Source organism: Rhizobium sp. JAB6, assembly GCF_003024605.1.
GTDB lineage: Bacteria > Pseudomonadota > Alphaproteobacteria > Rhizobiales > Rhizobiaceae > Rhizobium.
The window spans coordinates 248,035-261,861 of the sequence record NZ_PYJQ01000007.1; the positions used below are offsets into that span (position 1 = coordinate 248,035).

Consider the following 13,827-nt stretch of genomic DNA (forward strand, 5'->3'; position numbering starts at 1 on the left):
CGGAGCCTTCTATGGCTCTGATCTTCCGGCTCCGAGGTCAAGCGGGCCGGCCCTGAGTTGTAACGTGTACGGGGTTTTGAAATGGCAATGAACGAGAACTTTCCCGGTTTCTCGCTCGAGGGCGGGGGCAAGATGAAACCGAAGGGCTTTGCCCTTCATCCGCTGCATGAGGCGGCGATGCGGCTGGCGGATCTGGGTCTCAGCCGTGCACGCTCGCGCAGCAAGACGAAAGATCTGATCGGCATCCTGCTTTGCCATGGTGCCCGCGCCTGGCGTTATTCACAGCCGGAAGCGCATATTCATTTGCACATCACCGCTCCGACCGGCCGCGCGCCGATCATGATGCGGCTACGCTAAAGCAAACCAAGTTCGGAAAGCTCCCGCCGCAGATCGGCGGGCAATTCGGCTGCCGCGCCAAGACTGTCGAGATCGCGCGGCACGTCCTCCTGCGGCAGATAACGCCAACCCTGGAAAGGACGCCGCGGTTGGCCAGTTGTCTCGACGACACTAGGATCGAGGATAAGCCGGCAGCGTTGAATACCTTCCGCATCGGTGAAGGTCTCGATGCCGAGCAGTTTCTGCCTCGCCTGCACTTGGCCCTTGATCACCCAATAGAGCGAACCGCCATCCAGCAGCTCATCCACTCGTTTCGGCACCATCCGCGTCGTATGGGTCGTGTGCGGCTCCAGCCCGGCGGCGATGGCGTTCATCGCCCGCTCGGAGACCCACTCGCGCAGATCATCAAGCGAATCCGCGCCGACGCACAATTTGATGAGATGCAAAGCCATGGTGCCGTTGAAATCCTTTTGGCCGGCACCGTCAAGCTTTTAGATCAGGCGTCCACATTCAGCATTCCACGACGTTGACCGCCAGACCGCCGGTGGAGGTTTCCTTGTATTTCTCGCTCATGTCGTGACCGGTCTGACGCATGGTTTCGATGCAGGCGTCAAGCGGCACGAAATGCTGGCCGTCACCCTTGATGGCGAGCGAGGCAGCCGTGACCGCCTTGACGGCACCAAGCGCGTTTCGTTCGATGCACGGCACTTGCACCAATCCGGCCACCGGATCACAGGTCATGCCAAGATGATGTTCCAGCGCGATTTCAGCCGCATTCTCGATCTGTTCCGGCGTCGCACCCATCACGGCGGCAAGCCCCGCCGCCGCCATCGCAGCCGCCGAACCCACCTCGCCCTGACAGCCGACTTCGGCGCCGGAAATCGAGGCATTGTGCTTGATGATGCCGCCGACGGCTGCAGCCGTCAGAAGATAGTTGCGAATGCCGTCCTGATCCCAATCCTCGTGAAAATGCTGATAGTAGCGGATCGTTGCGGGGATGACGCCCGCCGCGCCATTGGTCGGTGCCGTCACGACGCGACCGCCGGCCGCATTCTCCTCATTGACGGCCATGGCGTAGACACTGAGCCAGTCGTTGGCGAGCAGCGGATTGATACGGTTGCTGCGCCACTCCTGCTGCAGCTTATCGTGGATGGCACGGGCACGCCGGCGTACCTTCAGGCCGCCCGGCATGATACCGTCGACCTTGAGGCCGCGATCGATACAGCTGCTCATGGCCGCCCAGATGCGGTCCAATCCGGCATCCAGTTCCTCGGCGCTCATGCGGGTCTCTTCATTGGCGCGCTTCATCTGCGCGATGGAGAGGCCGGAGCGCTCGGACATTTCGAGCATCTGCTTGGCGGTGGCAAAAGGGAAAGGAACGCGTTCGCCCGCGGCAGCCGGCTTCTTCCGATCGGCCTTCATCTGCTCCAGTTCCGTATCGGTGACGACGAAGCCGCCGCCGACGGAATAATAGATGCGCTTGAGGAGCAGGCGGTCGTCCCTGTCGAAGGCGGAAAAGCTCATGCCGTTGGCATGGCCCGGGAGAGGCACCTTCTTATCGAAGACGAGATCGGTCTTGGGCTGGAATTGATAGGCCGGATGACCCGGTGGCGTGATGCGCCCGCTGCGCTCGACCTCGTCGATAGTACCGTCCATATGGTCGGGATCCACGCTATCAGGCTTTTCGCCCATCAGACCGAGGATGACGGCCCTTCCCGTGCCGTGGCCGATACCCGTATGCGCCAGCGAACCATGCAGGCTGACCTTGATCGACTCGACATGCACATTCGAAGACGGCCGCGGCCATTCGTTCGACAGCAAGAGGTCTAGGAAGCGATTCGCAGCCGACATTGGCCCCATCGTGTGCGAACTGGACGGTCCCACACCGATCTTGAACACATCGAAAACTGAGAGAAACATGGACCTTTGGTGCCTCCAGGCAAATCGTTTTCCGGCAAGGCTACGCTATCGGGGCAAGCTTGCACGGCGATTGGCCGACATCGGATTTCATGGCAGCGACATTATATATAGGCATCCGGGGAAGCAAACAGAAGGCCATTGCGCGCCCAACGCGCTGAGCTACAGTCCACATCGGATTGATCTGGAGAATCTGCCTTTATGACGACTGCCGACTATGTCGCCCTTGCCCTTTTCGTCTTTCTTTGGGTCGCGCTGAACTGGATCACCGGCAGCGCCAGCTTCTTCAGTCGCACCAGCCTGACATTAGCGATGAACGAGCGTCGCCGCGAATGGATTTACAATTCGCTGCGCCGCGATCTGAAAATGATCGATACGCAGATCCTCTCCGGCCTGCAGAACGGTACCGGCTTCTTCGCCTCCACATCGATCTTTGCGATCGGCAGCTGCTTTGCGCTTCTGGGCGCCACCGACAAGATCAATGCCTTCTTCTCGGATATGCCCTTCATCTTCAATAGCGGTCGTGCCGCCTTCGAAATCAAGGTGGCGGGCCTTGCCTGCCTTTTCGGCTATGCCTTCTTCAAGTTCGGCTGGGCTTACCGCCTGTTCAACTACTGCACCATTCTCTTCGGCTCCCTGCCGATGCGCGAGGAAGCCCTTCTCGATCCGCCGGGCGCGGAAAGAGCCGCCGAGCGCGTGGTGCGCATGAACATCATCGCCGCGCGCAATTTCAATGCCGGCCTTAGGGCGATCTTCCTATCCATCGGCTATCTCGGCTGGTTCCTCAGCCCCTATGTCTTCATGGCGACGACGGTTTTCATCATCGTGGTGCTGATCCGCCGTCAGTTTTTTTCCGACGCCCGTCTGGCCATCATGGATGGCGATATGCCATGACAGGGCCGCGTCGGCCCGTGCCGCCGCAAGCACTTGAATTCATGCCTGGAAGGACTCCGTAATGGCCGCCATCGCCGCGAGTGCCGATGCTCCGCAAAAGACGCCTCGCATCGGCATTCTGGATACGGCGCGCGGTGCTGCCCTGCTCGCTATGGCGAGCTACCACTGCACCTGGGACTTCGAATTCTTCGGCTATCTCGATTCCGGAACCGCGGAAACGGGCTTGCTGAAGCTTTATGCCCGCGCCATTGCCAGTACCTTCCTGTTCCTGGCCGGCGTCAGTCTCGTGCTTGCCAATACGCCGGAAATTCGCTGGCGGTCCTACTGGCGACGATTGGGCACGATCGTGGCTGCCGCTGCCGCGATCTCGCTCGTCACCTTCATCGGTATGCGCGATGAATGGATCTTCTTCGGCATTCTCCATAGCATCGCGGCGGCGAGTCTTATCGGGCTCCTGTTCCTGCGCTTGCCCGCATTCGTGTCGCTTCTGGTCGCGGCATTGCTCGCAGTCGGCATCGCGATCGACAACGTCATCGCGCCACTATCGCTACATTCAACGTTCTTCGATGCTCCGTGGCTCTGGTGGGTCGGGCTTTCGGAAAACATCCGGCGTTCGAACGACTACGTGCCGCTCTTCCCGTGGCTGACGCCATTTCTGTTCGGCATCGGCATGGCGCAACTGGCGATCTCCCTTGGCTGGCTGAAGCACCTCGCTAAATTCGGCCCCGGCCGCAATCTCGTCGCCCGCACCGGCCGACATAGCCTGATCTTCTATCTGCTTCACCAGCCGGTGCTGTTTGGCCTTGTCTATTTGCTGTCGCTGGTCGCTCCCGCTCCGCCGCAGGACCCGGCGGTCGGCTATATCAGGCAATGCGTGGCTTCATGCACGCGCTCGGGCAGCGAAGCCATGTGCCGCAGCTTCTGCCAGTGCACGCTCGACAAATTGCAGGGCCAGAATCTCTTCAAATCGCTGGAATCCGGAGCGATCAAAGCAGATAGCGATGAACGCGTAAGCCGAATCGCGATACAATGCACGGATGAGGCGCAATGACAGGGTTATTCTATGAATGCCTATCGTTCGAAGTCGCTGAGTTTTCCGTGGCCGCCGCTGCTCTATAGCCTGGCCGTCATAGCAGCGCTGTCTCTGCAACGACGGTATCCCTTGCCTTTGTCCTTCATCTGGGCGCTGGTTTCCTGGATGGTAGGCGCGCTCCTGACTGTCTTTGCGGTGACATTGAATGTCTGGGCCGTCAAGACGCTGATGGAACGCCGTACGACCGTGCTGACGCAGCGCTGTACAGCCCATCTCGTGACCACCGGCCCCTTTCGCTTCACCCGCAATCCGACCTATCTCGGCTATACCTTGCTGACCGCAGGCCTCGGCCTGCTGATCGGCAACCTCTGGTTCCTGGCCATGGCAGCAGGGGCAGCCGCCTTGACGACGTTGCTCGTCATCCGTTGTGAGGAGATGCATCTCCTCTCGCGATTCGGCTGTGAATTCGAATTTTACTGCAAACGGACGCGCCGCTGGCTTTGACAAGCTGAAGGCTTAAAGCGCATCAGGTCCCAACGCCGATTTCAGCCAGGCGCCCGAGGCAGGCTTCCTCGACATTATCGAGTTCGCTCAGCGTATCGTCGATATCCTTGCGCTTCTGGCGTAGCTCATCGCGCTTTTCGTCGACGCGTTTCATCAGCAGCTTCAGCTGGCCGATCTCGCCCGGAGGCTCCTTGTAGACCTGAATGATCTCGCGAATTTCGGCAATGGTGAAGCCGATGCGGCGGCCGCGCAGGATTTCCATGATCAGGCGCCGGTCGGCCGGGCGGAACAGGCGCGTGCGGCCTCTGCGCTCAGGGTGGATGAGGCCTTCGTCCTCATAGAACCTCAACGTTCGGGTCGAAATCCCGAATTCCCGAGTGAGCTCCGTTATGCTATAGTATCCGTCGACCAAGAATCCGCCCCTAATCTGCTGCCGGTCATAATATTGACTTTTACGTAATAGTCAATTTTCCCAGATGAGCTCCCGGGCCGCCGGATGCCGCGCAAGCCACCGACTTGCATGCGCTCGAGGTCGAAATTCCTCATAGGATCCGCTTGCAGCCCTCACCGGGATAGGTGACGCCTCGGAAATTCAGACCCGAATCGGTGCGGCAAAGTGGAAATGCCGAAATGCAGCGATTGTCTTCAGCCGGCAGACGACCCTCGTCAGAACCATGTGCGCTTACTTCCCCCTTCTGCGCCTGTTTGAAATTGATATAAAACAATCGGATAGAAAAAGCTTTGGAGAAGGCGTGATCGTCGGGAGCTGGTGCCGCCATAATCTTCCTCTTATCCTGCCCCTGCCAAATGTTCTTCCATTCCCGATAGAGAGTGCCGTGTCAGTCCGTCCCATCATCCGCTTTCCCGATCCGCTGCTGCGAAGCCCCTCCACTGCCGTGACTGCGTTCGATGACGATCTGCGGATGCTTGTCGATGACCTGCTGGACACAATGCGGGCCGCGCCCGGCGTCGGCATAACCGGCCCGCATATAGGCGTGCTCAAGCGGGTGGTCGTGATCGAACTCAGCCGCGAGGATGGCGTGCGCACCTATATCAATCCCGAAATCCTATGGTTGTCAGCGGAAACCGTGCGGCAGACGGAGGGCAGTGTTTCCATGCCTGGAGTGACGGAGGAGATCGTCAGGCCAAAATCGATCCGCTTTCGCTATCGGGATACCGCCGGCGAAATCCATGAAGCGGAAGCACATGACTTTCTGGCCATCTGCATCCAGCATGAGATCGATCAGCTGGACGGTATTTTCTGGCTGCAGCGGCTGTCCAAGCTCAAGCGCGATCGGCTGGTGAAGAAATGGGAAAAGATGCGGGATTGATATAGGCAAACGGAAACGGGCGCCCGAAAGCGCCCGTCCAGTCGTCGATAAAACTCGACAATCAGCCCTTGAGCTTGGAATTGCAGAGGCTGTAGTAGCCACCGCCCTTCTGGACCCACTTCAGGCCGCCGAGCGAGTTGCTGGCCTTGGCGGCGTTATATGCGTCGACGCAGGTGTGGAAGCGGCCCTTGCCTGGCGTCTCGGTCGCATATTTCGGGTCGATCTTTGCCGGGAAGGTCACGCCGGCCGGCGCAGCCGTGGTCGGCTTTGCCGGCTCGGATGCCGGAGGCTTGGTCGCGTCGGGTTCGCTGGCATCGACCTTGGCTGCCGCAGTGGTCTTCGCCGGCTTGGCAGGCGTCGTAGCCGCCGGTGCGGTGGTTGCCGGAGCAGCGGTCGTCGTTGTGGCACTGGCGTCCGCACTGCACTGCGTTGCGCGGAAGTCATTCCACTTCTGGCCGTTCAAGGTACCAGCCGTCTTGGCGGCCTGATATTTGGCGCTGCACTCTTTCATGGTTAGCGCAGAAGCCGAAGAAGCGAGGCCCATCGAGCCTACAACTGTGAGAGACGCAAGAGACATCAACAGAATGGCACGACTTGTCATTGGCATTTCCTCCGCTCTATGACGAATGTCGAAACTATTAATCGTATCGTCCCCGTCGATTGTCAATCGACGCGCGATCTGGGGGCGACGGAAGACACCATATGCGGACGAACATGAACGCAAACTGTACAAAAATAACCATCGAAAAGAGCGACTTGGCTGGAGGGACAATTCTGGATGGTGGTTCGTCGGTCCGTTTAATGCAACTGGAAATGGATAAATCCATGGTGCCGGTCACATTGCAATTCTGCGTTTGTTATCGCAGATCAACGATGCGCTTGGGTTGCATTGGGACTTGCCACGAGGAGCCGGGACGTCGCGAGGAATAGGAGCGATTACACACAAATGCAACCTGTCGTGAATTTCGGTCTTGAAGTGCAGCCGCCTCGCCCTAGTTTCCGTCGTGCAGTTCCCCTCTCTATGCCCTGGATGCTCTCCCTTCCAGGGCATTTTCTTTCAGACATCTTTCCCGGCAATCCAGGCCTCGAGAGACAATGCACCAAATGATTCGCCACAGCGGTCAAATGAGTATAGGCTTGTATTACCGTTGGCTACCGAACCCGTAGGCGCTGGCGGCTGAGAGAGACGACATACTCTCGCCTGCAGAGGTCAAGGAGTTCCCGCATGACCTCGCATGACATCAGTGACAATATTCTGAGCGATCAGAAACTGCATGATCTTCTCAAGGCAGAAGACAGGATCGATCTTTTGGAGAAATCGAAACGGTTCATTCTGGATGAGTCGTTGGAAGTACCCCTGGCAGAGGACGCCGAAGAGCTCTCCTGTGAACTATAGCAGTTTCGCCGTGAATTGGACGGTCGTGTGACCTGTCCTGCTTAGCGCAGAAACTCAGCGCGGCATCCTGGATCGTCTCCAGGTGATCGCCGAACGGCTTCATACATCGTTGACAGTTTCGCCGAAGACTTTTTCGAATGCGTCGCGAAGGCGGATATCGACATCCGCCATCATGACCGGCAGACCGAGATCGACAAGACTGGTGACGCCATAGGCCGAGATTCCGCAAGGAATGATGCCGCTGAAATGCCCGAGATCCGGATCGACATTCAGCGAAAGGCCATGAAACGTCACCCATTTGCGCACCCGGATGCCGAGCGCCGCAATCTTGTCCTCCGCCACTGTACCGTCCGCCAGAGTCGGCTTCTCCGGGCGCCTCACCCACACGCCGACCCGATCCTCCCGCCGTTCGCCGCGTACATTCATCGAATCGAGCGTGCGGATAATGACCTCCTCAAGTGCGCCCACAAAGGCGCGGATATCCTGCCGGCGACGCTTCAGGTCCAGCATGACATAGGCGACGCGCTGACCGGGCCCGTGATAGGTATATTCGCCGCCGCGTCCGGTCGCAAAGACCGGGAATCGATCCGGCTCGATCAGATCGGCGGCGTCGGCGCTGGTGCCTGCTGTATAGAGTGGCGGATGTTCGACCAGCCAGACGAGCTCCGGCGCCCGCCCCTGGGCAATGGCGGCGACCTCGGCCTCCATGGTGGCGACGGCCTCCTCATAAGGTACCAAACCGTCGGCGATCCGCCAGCGGACGGGCGGCGTGCCTTGAAGAGGAAACATCTGGTGAGAAAGTTCGGTGCGAAGCATATGCCGGTCCTTTGCGCCCCGCAGGCCGCATGTGTGGAAATTCTGCATGCCGACGGATTGTCCACATATGGCGCCATTCGGGCGGAAATTCAAACAAGTAAGGCGTTTCGGCAGCATTCGCACATGTCAGATCGGAGGAGCTGTGAAGGAATTTAAAAAAACTGACATATCGCTCTTGTGCCCCCCGAATGCTTTTGCTACATGCAGCCGCGCCGGAGCAATCCGGCCTACCACGATGCGGTCGTGGCGGAATTGGTAGACGCGCAGCGTTGAGGTCGCTGTGGGGCAACCCGTGGAAGTTCGAGTCTTCTCGACCGCACCAAGAACCCGGCTTTGGCCGGGTTTTTTGTTTTCAGAACAATGCGTCGTTAATGCTTGTTTCAACAGGACATTAAGTTTGCCTGCCATCCTCCGCTTCGGCGACGGCCTGTAAGTTGATCGAAGCAGTGGGAATATTGCGGCGCTTGCCCCATTATCAAAATAGGTTGCTCACGAAATTCATGCCCAGAGGCGGTTCGCCTATTCTGATTGGCCGGAACAGCCGTCGTGTTTCCATGGTCACTTGACTTCGCGCCCCTGTCTGGCACCGTAAAACCCTTCAGACATGGGGAAGATGCATGACACCGGAACGCTTTTCAGAATGCCTTTTGCATATCCGTTGGACGCCCATCAATCTGGCGAGCGCTCTGCAATGTGACCTGTCATGGGTGGAGGCGTTGGAAGCTGGAAACGTCAAAGTTCCCGCCGGATTGGCGGAATGGCTGGAAACCCTGGCGCAATGCCATGAGAAAGCCGGCGTTCCGACCACCTATCGCGGTCGGGGACATGACTGAGATTGAGTGAGGAGAGCCCGAAGAACGAATCGCAGTCCGAAATGGCGGATACTTCGTCCCAAACGGAGGGATTGGAGAGGAATGACGATTTTCGCTTCCGACCTGTCGAAATCAGGGGCGAAAACATCGACCCTCATAACGAACCGCCGGCGATCGACATTCTCGACGTACGATTGCCTGACCAAGCTAGAGATGCCCAAGCCCGCGCCCCACGTCCAGGGAAGTCGCATTCAATGCGCCACATCCTTGCTGAGATTGCGCAACCGGATTTGATGATCGAGACGTTCCAACTGGTTCGCCGTCGTCTCGATCAGCCGGCCGATCTCCTGATAGGCCGTGCGCAGCCGCGAAAGCTCGTTCCTGACGGCTTCCAGCGCGCGTTCGTCGCTATCCTCTCCAGGTCCGTCACCGGCTCCGGTCATCAGCCACGCCGGCGAAACATCAAAAAGAGCTGACATCTTCGCCAGAGCGGATGGATTGGGTTCGGCGCGGTCGGATTCCCATGCGAGCATCGTCTCCTCGCTGACACCGAGCTGTCCAGCAAGCGTCTTCAGACTGATGCCCGCGGCATCCCGGGCCATGGACAGGCGTCCGCCAAGCGTATCATCGCCTTCATCCGAAAAAACGGTCGTCTCTTGTTCTGGTTTGAACATCGGTGCGATCCCTTTCCTGGTCGCGCCAGCGATTTTGCGCGGCGCAGTCATGTTTTAGCCGGTTCCAAAGCTCCAGATAGGTCTAAGGGCGTCATCTCGCCATGGTGATCTGTCCCATTTGGAAAACTATGGCATTTTGGGAGGACTGCCACCTTATCTTGCGGCCTGCTTTCGAGCGCGTCTTGATTGCAGGTTGGTCCTGTGTTTGATGTTGGTCCATGTCCGTCTCTCCCGCCGTTTCCACACAGCAGAATCCGCTTCGAGGCATGACCATCATGGCAGGCTCCATGATCCTGCTGCCGACGATGGATGCGATCGCCAAGTACATGGCGACGTTCGAAGGCATGTCGCCGGGCCAAGTGACCTTCTATCGCTTCTTCTTTCAGCTTGTGTGCATGCTGCCGCTGCTTGCGACTGCCACCGGGCGGTCGGCCTTTTCCGCAAAGCGCCCCTGGTTGAATCTGCTGCGCGGCGCGCTGCATGGCGCTGCGAGCCTGCTCTTCTTCGCAGCCGTCAAATACATGCCGCTCGCCGATGTCTTCGCCATTTATTTCGTCGAGCCCTTCATGCTGACGGCGCTTTCAGCCCTTTTTCTCGGCGACAAGGTCGGCTGGAAACGCTGGCTGGCAATCGCCATCGGCTTCGTCGGCGCGATGATCGTCATCCAGCCAAGTTTCGAGATTTTTGGATTGAAGGCGCTGCTGCCCATTGCCTGCGCCTTCCTCTTTGCACTCTATCTGTTCATGAACCGCGCCGTCGGTGAGGCGGATTCGCCGTTGACGATGCAGATCATGGCGGGTCTCGGGGGCACCATCTTCATGGCGCTGGCCCTGTTTGCCGGCTCCTCAGCCGGTATTGCGGATTTCGAGCCGTCCCTGCCCGCCTCGTCGCTTGGCCTTGTCCTTCTGCTGATTCTCGGCTCTATATCGGGCTATGCGCATATGCTCGTCGTCAGGGCCTTCCGGCTGGCGCCGCTTTCGCTGCTTGCTCCGTTCCAATATTTTGAGATCATTTCCGCCACCGTTCTCGGTTACGCGATCTTCGGTGATTTCCCCAATTTTTCCAAATGGATCGGTATTGCCATCATCGTCGGCTCAGGTCTCTTCATCATCTGGCGGGAACGCGTGCAGTCGAGATCGGCAAAAACGGTCTAAGCGCAGACACGTTGTGCATGGACCGGCAGCCCAATTTATGGCTAAAACGCTGAGACAGCAGAAGTATTGGGCGGAGATTGCATGTTCAAGAAAATCCTGATCGCCAATCGCGGCGAGATCGCCTGCCGCGTGATCAAGACCGCGCGCCGGATGGGCATCCAGACGGTCGCCGTCTATTCCGATGCCGATCGGGATGCTCTTCATGTCGAAATGGCCGATGAATCAATCCGCATAGGCCCGGCGCCTGCGGCGGAAAGTTATCTCGTCGCCGATAAGATCATCGCTGCGTGCAAGCAGGCAGGTGCGGAAGCGGTGCATCCGGGCTACGGCTTCCTCTCCGAGCGCGCCTCTTTCTGCGCGGCGCTCGAGAAGGAAGGCATCGTCTTCATCGGCCCGAAGCCGGGGGCGATCGAAGCCATGGGCGACAAGATCGAATCGAAGAAATTCGCCAATGCCGCCGAGGTTTCCACCGTTCCGGGCCACCTCGGCATCATCGATGATGCCGATCATGCCGAAAGGATCGCCGCCGAGATCGGCTATCCCGTCATGATCAAGGCGTCTGCGGGCGGCGGCGGCAAGGGCATGCGCGTCGCCTGGAGCAAGGACGAGGTGCGCGACGGATTCGAGCGTGCCCGTTCGGAAGCAAAAAGCTCGTTCGGCGACGACCGCGTCTTCATCGAAAAATTCATCGTAGACCCCAGGCACATCGAGATCCAGGTACTGGCCGACGCTCACGGAAATGTCGTCTATCTCGGCGAGCGCGAATGTTCCATCCAGCGCCGAAACCAGAAGGTCATCGAAGAAGCGCCCTCGCCGTTCCTGGATGAAGCAACGCGCAAGGCCATGGGCGAACAGTCCGTGGCGCTTGCCAAGGCCGTGGACTATCAAAGTGCCGGTACGGTCGAATTCATCGTCGATCGCGACAGGAATTTCTATTTCCTCGAGATGAATACCCGCCTGCAGGTCGAACATCCGGTGACGGAACTCGTGACCAGCATCGATCTCGTCGAGCAGATGATCCGCGTCGCCGCGGGCGAGAAGCTGCCGTTCAAGCAGGCGGATATCAAGCTCAATGGCTGGGCGATCGAAAGCCGCCTTTACGCGGAAGATCCCTACCGCAACTTCCTGCCGTCGATCGGCCGCTTGACGCGCTATCGTCCGCCGCGCGAGGGCAAGGCGGAGACATCGGTCATGCGCAATGATACCGGCGTCTACGAGGGCGCGGAAATCTCCATGTATTACGATCCGATGATCGCCAAACTCTGCACCTGGGCTCCAACGAGGCTGGAGGCAATCGAAGCAATGGGCGAAGCCCTGGATGGCTTCGTGGTCGACGGAATTGAGCATAATATGCCGTTTCTCTCCGCTCTCATGAAGCATCCGCGCTGGCGTGAAGGCCGCCTCTCCACCGGCTTCATTGCCGAAGAATATCCCGATGGCTTCGCGCCGGTGATGCCGGACGAGGAGCAAACCGCTTTGCTGTCGGCAATCGCCCTTTCCTGCGGCCTGATCGAATCCAACCGCCGTGAACGCTATGGCGACCGGCTGCGTCCAGCTGCCACGCCGCTGCGCGAGAGCTGGGTCGTCAAGCTTGGTGCAAATTATCTGCCTGTGACGTTGCTCGAAGGCGTGGTGACCATTCCCTTCGAGATGGACATGCAGATCGGCACCCAAACCGTCACTGTCGCTACCGATTGGCGTCCCGGCGATTCCGTATGGGCCGGCACCGTCGGCGGCCGTAAACTGACGGCTCAGATCCGCACCGTGCTCAACGGTCTGCGCATCGACTGGCAGGGAATTTCCGTCAAGGCCAAGGTATTCACGCCGCGTCAGGCCGAGCTCGACAAGCTGATGCCGGTCAAACTGCCGCCCGATACGTCAAAGCTTCTGCTCTGCCCCATGCCGGGCTTGGTCGTCGCGATTGCCGTCGCCGAGGGACAGGAGGTCAAGGCAGGCGAAACGCTGGCCATCGTCGAAGCGATGAAGATGGAAAATGTCCTGCGAGCCGAACGCGATCTGGTCATCGGCAAGATCAACGCCAAGCCCGGCGAAAGCCTTGCCGTCGACGCCGTGATCATGGAATTCGCATGATCCGAAGATGTCGGCATTGCAGTCATTTCCGAAAAGCTGCGTGACGTTTGCTCGGCCGAAACATGATAATTGCGACGCTAAGTGTCTGATTTTGGCTTGAGCCGCGCCGTGCGCCCATGCCAATGTCGCGCGGACCAAATCACTGCAGGAAGGGATGAGATCATGGACGTAAGAGCAGCGGTCGCGGTTGCGGCGGGCAAGCCGCTTGAGGTGATGACGGTTCAGCTGGAGGGGCCGAAGGCCGGCGAGGTGCTGATTGAGGTCAAGGCGACCGGCATCTGCCATACCGATGATTTCACCCTGTCCGGTGCCGATCCGGAAGGCCTGTTCCCGGCGATCCTCGGCCATGAGGGCGCCGGCATCGTCGTCGATGTCGGACCGGGCGTGACGTCGGTCAGGAAGGGCGATCACGTCATTCCCCTTTATACGCCCGAATGCCGCGAATGCCCCTCGTGCCTCTCGCGCAAGACCAATCTCTGTACGGCGATCCGCTCGACCCAGGGCCAGGGCTTGATGCCGGACGGCACCTCGCGCTTCTCGATCGGCAAGGACAAGATCCACCATTATATGGGCTGCTCGACCTTCGCCAACTACACCGTGCTGCCGGAGATTGCCGTTGCCAAGGTCAATCCCGATGCCCCCTTCGACAAGATCTGCTATATCGGCTGCGGTGTGACGACCGGCATCGGCGCCGTCATCAACACCGCCAAGGTGGAGATGGGGGCAACCGCGATCGTCTTCGGTCTCGGCGGCATCGGCCTCAATGTCATCCAGGGCCTGCGGCTTGCCGGCGCCGACATGATCATCGGCGTCGATCTCAACAATGACAAGAAGGCCTGGGGCGAGCGCTTCGGCATGACGCATTTCGT

Annotated in this window: 16 protein-coding genes and 1 tRNA gene; 11 read left to right on the forward strand and 6 right to left on the reverse strand. The window is 59.1% G+C overall.

The features are described 5' to 3' along the window. Window positions 1-81 precede the first annotated feature (81 nt). Window positions 82-357, forward strand: coding sequence for a hypothetical protein (locus C7U61_RS09930; protein WP_106997924.1), 276 nt, complete (start codon window positions 82-84; stop codon window positions 355-357). Here the strand turns inward: C7U61_RS09930 and C7U61_RS09935 are convergent. Beyond that, window positions 354-788, reverse strand: coding sequence for a DUF1489 family protein (locus tag C7U61_RS09935; RefSeq protein ID WP_106997925.1), 435 nt, complete (start codon window positions 786-788; stop codon window positions 354-356). The genes C7U61_RS09930 and C7U61_RS09935 overlap by 4 nt on opposite strands. A gap of 58 nt (window positions 789-846) precedes the next feature. Further along, window positions 847-2,256: an L-serine ammonia-lyase gene (locus tag C7U61_RS09940; RefSeq protein WP_106997926.1), complete on the reverse strand. Its 1,410-nt coding sequence runs from the start codon at window positions 2,254-2,256 to the stop codon at window positions 847-849. Between the two features lie 198 nt (window positions 2,257-2,454). Here C7U61_RS09940 and C7U61_RS09945 point away from each other — a divergent pair, with 198 nt between their 5' ends. The 3 genes from C7U61_RS09945 to C7U61_RS09955 all read left to right on the forward strand — a co-directional run bounded on the left by C7U61_RS09945 (window position 2,455) and on the right by C7U61_RS09955 (window position 4,684). Continuing rightward, complete coding sequence (locus C7U61_RS09945; RefSeq protein WP_106997927.1) at window positions 2,455-3,147, forward strand: DUF599 family protein; 693 nt, start codon at window positions 2,455-2,457, stop codon at window positions 3,145-3,147. A 61-nt stretch (window positions 3,148-3,208) separates the two neighbouring features. Further along, the gene (locus C7U61_RS09950; RefSeq protein ID WP_106997928.1) at window positions 3,209-4,198 is read left to right on the forward strand and encodes a DUF1624 domain-containing protein; all 990 of its coding nucleotides are present in this window, start codon (window positions 3,209-3,211) and stop codon (window positions 4,196-4,198) included. A 12-nt stretch (window positions 4,199-4,210) separates the two neighbouring features. Then, the gene (locus C7U61_RS09955) at window positions 4,211-4,684 is read left to right on the forward strand and encodes an isoprenylcysteine carboxylmethyltransferase family protein (RefSeq protein WP_106997929.1); all 474 of its coding nucleotides are present in this window, start codon (window positions 4,211-4,213) and stop codon (window positions 4,682-4,684) included. Between the two features lie 22 nt (window positions 4,685-4,706). Here the strand turns inward: C7U61_RS09955 and C7U61_RS09960 are convergent, their stop codons facing one another. Then, the gene (locus tag C7U61_RS09960) at window positions 4,707-5,096 is read right to left on the reverse strand and encodes a MerR family DNA-binding transcriptional regulator (protein ID WP_106997930.1); all 390 of its coding nucleotides are present in this window, start codon (window positions 5,094-5,096) and stop codon (window positions 4,707-4,709) included. A gap of 424 nt (window positions 5,097-5,520) precedes the next feature. Here C7U61_RS09960 and C7U61_RS09970 point away from each other — a divergent pair, with 424 nt between their 5' ends. Beyond that, window positions 5,521-6,015 carry a peptide deformylase gene (locus C7U61_RS09970; protein WP_106997932.1) on the forward strand — a complete coding sequence of 165 codons (495 nt, stop codon included), beginning with the start codon at window positions 5,521-5,523 and terminating at the stop codon, window positions 6,013-6,015. A gap of 61 nt (window positions 6,016-6,076) precedes the next feature. Here the strand turns inward: C7U61_RS09970 and C7U61_RS09975 are convergent, their stop codons facing one another. Next, a complete protein-coding gene (locus C7U61_RS09975) occupies window positions 6,077-6,616 on the reverse strand; it encodes a hypothetical protein (protein WP_106997933.1) in 540 nt (179 codons plus the stop codon). 624 nt (window positions 6,617-7,240) lie between these two features. On the opposite strand from C7U61_RS09975, the gene C7U61_RS19510 reads away from it, so the two are divergent. Further along, a complete protein-coding gene (locus C7U61_RS19510; RefSeq protein ID WP_162703340.1) occupies window positions 7,241-7,411 on the forward strand; it encodes a hypothetical protein in 171 nt (56 codons plus the stop codon). 99 nt (window positions 7,412-7,510) lie between these two features. On the opposite strand, the gene lipB is transcribed toward C7U61_RS19510, so the two are convergent. Next, window positions 7,511-8,227, reverse strand: coding sequence for a lipoyl(octanoyl) transferase LipB (gene lipB / locus C7U61_RS09980; RefSeq protein WP_106997953.1), 717 nt, complete (start codon window positions 8,225-8,227; stop codon window positions 7,511-7,513). Between the two features lie 237 nt (window positions 8,228-8,464). On the opposite strand from lipB, the gene C7U61_RS09985 reads away from it, so the two are divergent. After that, window positions 8,465-8,549 (forward strand) — tRNA-Leu (locus C7U61_RS09985). A gap of 295 nt (window positions 8,550-8,844) precedes the next feature. Then, a complete protein-coding gene (locus C7U61_RS09990; protein WP_106997934.1) occupies window positions 8,845-9,060 on the forward strand; it encodes a hypothetical protein in 216 nt (71 codons plus the stop codon). Window positions 9,061-9,290: 230 nt separating this feature from the next. On the opposite strand, the gene C7U61_RS09995 is transcribed toward C7U61_RS09990, so the two are convergent. Next, on the reverse strand, window positions 9,291-9,713 hold the full coding sequence (locus tag C7U61_RS09995; protein WP_106997935.1) for a helix-turn-helix transcriptional regulator: 423 nt from the start codon (window positions 9,711-9,713) through the stop codon (window positions 9,291-9,293). A gap of 218 nt (window positions 9,714-9,931) precedes the next feature. On the opposite strand from C7U61_RS09995, the gene C7U61_RS10000 reads away from it, so the two are divergent. From C7U61_RS10000 to C7U61_RS10010, 3 genes are all read left to right on the forward strand, one after another. Further along, complete coding sequence (locus tag C7U61_RS10000) at window positions 9,932-10,867, forward strand: DMT family transporter (protein ID WP_106997936.1); 936 nt, start codon at window positions 9,932-9,934, stop codon at window positions 10,865-10,867. A gap of 81 nt (window positions 10,868-10,948) precedes the next feature. Then, window positions 10,949-12,958 carry an acetyl/propionyl/methylcrotonyl-CoA carboxylase subunit alpha gene (locus tag C7U61_RS10005; RefSeq protein WP_106997937.1) on the forward strand — a complete coding sequence of 670 codons (2,010 nt, stop codon included), beginning with the start codon at window positions 10,949-10,951 and terminating at the stop codon, window positions 12,956-12,958. Window positions 12,959-13,120: 162 nt separating this feature from the next. After that, window positions 13,121-13,827, forward strand: a 707-nt coding sequence (locus C7U61_RS10010; RefSeq protein WP_181315829.1) for an alcohol dehydrogenase catalytic domain-containing protein, incomplete at its 3' end; no start/stop codon positions are given.

Bases quoted from the DNA above. Each gene is read 5' to 3' on its own strand.
- C7U61_RS09990 (WP_106997934.1), top strand. From the start codon at position 8,845: ATGACACCGGAACGCTTTTCAGAATGCCTTTTGCATATCCGTTGGACG.
- lipB (WP_106997953.1), bottom strand. From the start codon at position 8,227: ATGCTTCGCACCGAACTTTCTCACCAGATGTTTCCTCTTCAAGGCACG.
- C7U61_RS09945 (WP_106997927.1), top strand. From the start codon at position 2,455: ATGACGACTGCCGACTATGTCGCCCTTGCCCTTTTCGTCTTTCTTTGG.
- C7U61_RS09930 (WP_106997924.1), top strand. From the start codon at position 82: ATGGCAATGAACGAGAACTTTCCCGGTTTCTCGCTCGAGGGCGGGGGC.
- C7U61_RS19510 (WP_162703340.1), top strand. From the start codon at position 7,241: ATGACCTCGCATGACATCAGTGACAATATTCTGAGCGATCAGAAACTG.
- C7U61_RS09935 (WP_106997925.1), bottom strand. From the start codon at position 788: ATGGCTTTGCATCTCATCAAATTGTGCGTCGGCGCGGATTCGCTTGAT.
- C7U61_RS10005 (WP_106997937.1), top strand. From the start codon at position 10,949: ATGTTCAAGAAAATCCTGATCGCCAATCGCGGCGAGATCGCCTGCCGC.
- C7U61_RS09995 (WP_106997935.1), bottom strand. From the start codon at position 9,713: ATGTTCAAACCAGAACAAGAGACGACCGTTTTTTCGGATGAAGGCGAT.
- C7U61_RS09975 (WP_106997933.1), bottom strand. From the start codon at position 6,616: ATGACAAGTCGTGCCATTCTGTTGATGTCTCTTGCGTCTCTCACAGTT.
- C7U61_RS09940 (WP_106997926.1), bottom strand. From the start codon at position 2,256: ATGTTTCTCTCAGTTTTCGATGTGTTCAAGATCGGTGTGGGACCGTCC.
- C7U61_RS09950 (WP_106997928.1), top strand. From the start codon at position 3,209: ATGGCCGCCATCGCCGCGAGTGCCGATGCTCCGCAAAAGACGCCTCGC.
- C7U61_RS10000 (WP_106997936.1), top strand. From the start codon at position 9,932: ATGTCCGTCTCTCCCGCCGTTTCCACACAGCAGAATCCGCTTCGAGGC.
- C7U61_RS09955 (WP_106997929.1), top strand. From the start codon at position 4,211: ATGAATGCCTATCGTTCGAAGTCGCTGAGTTTTCCGTGGCCGCCGCTG.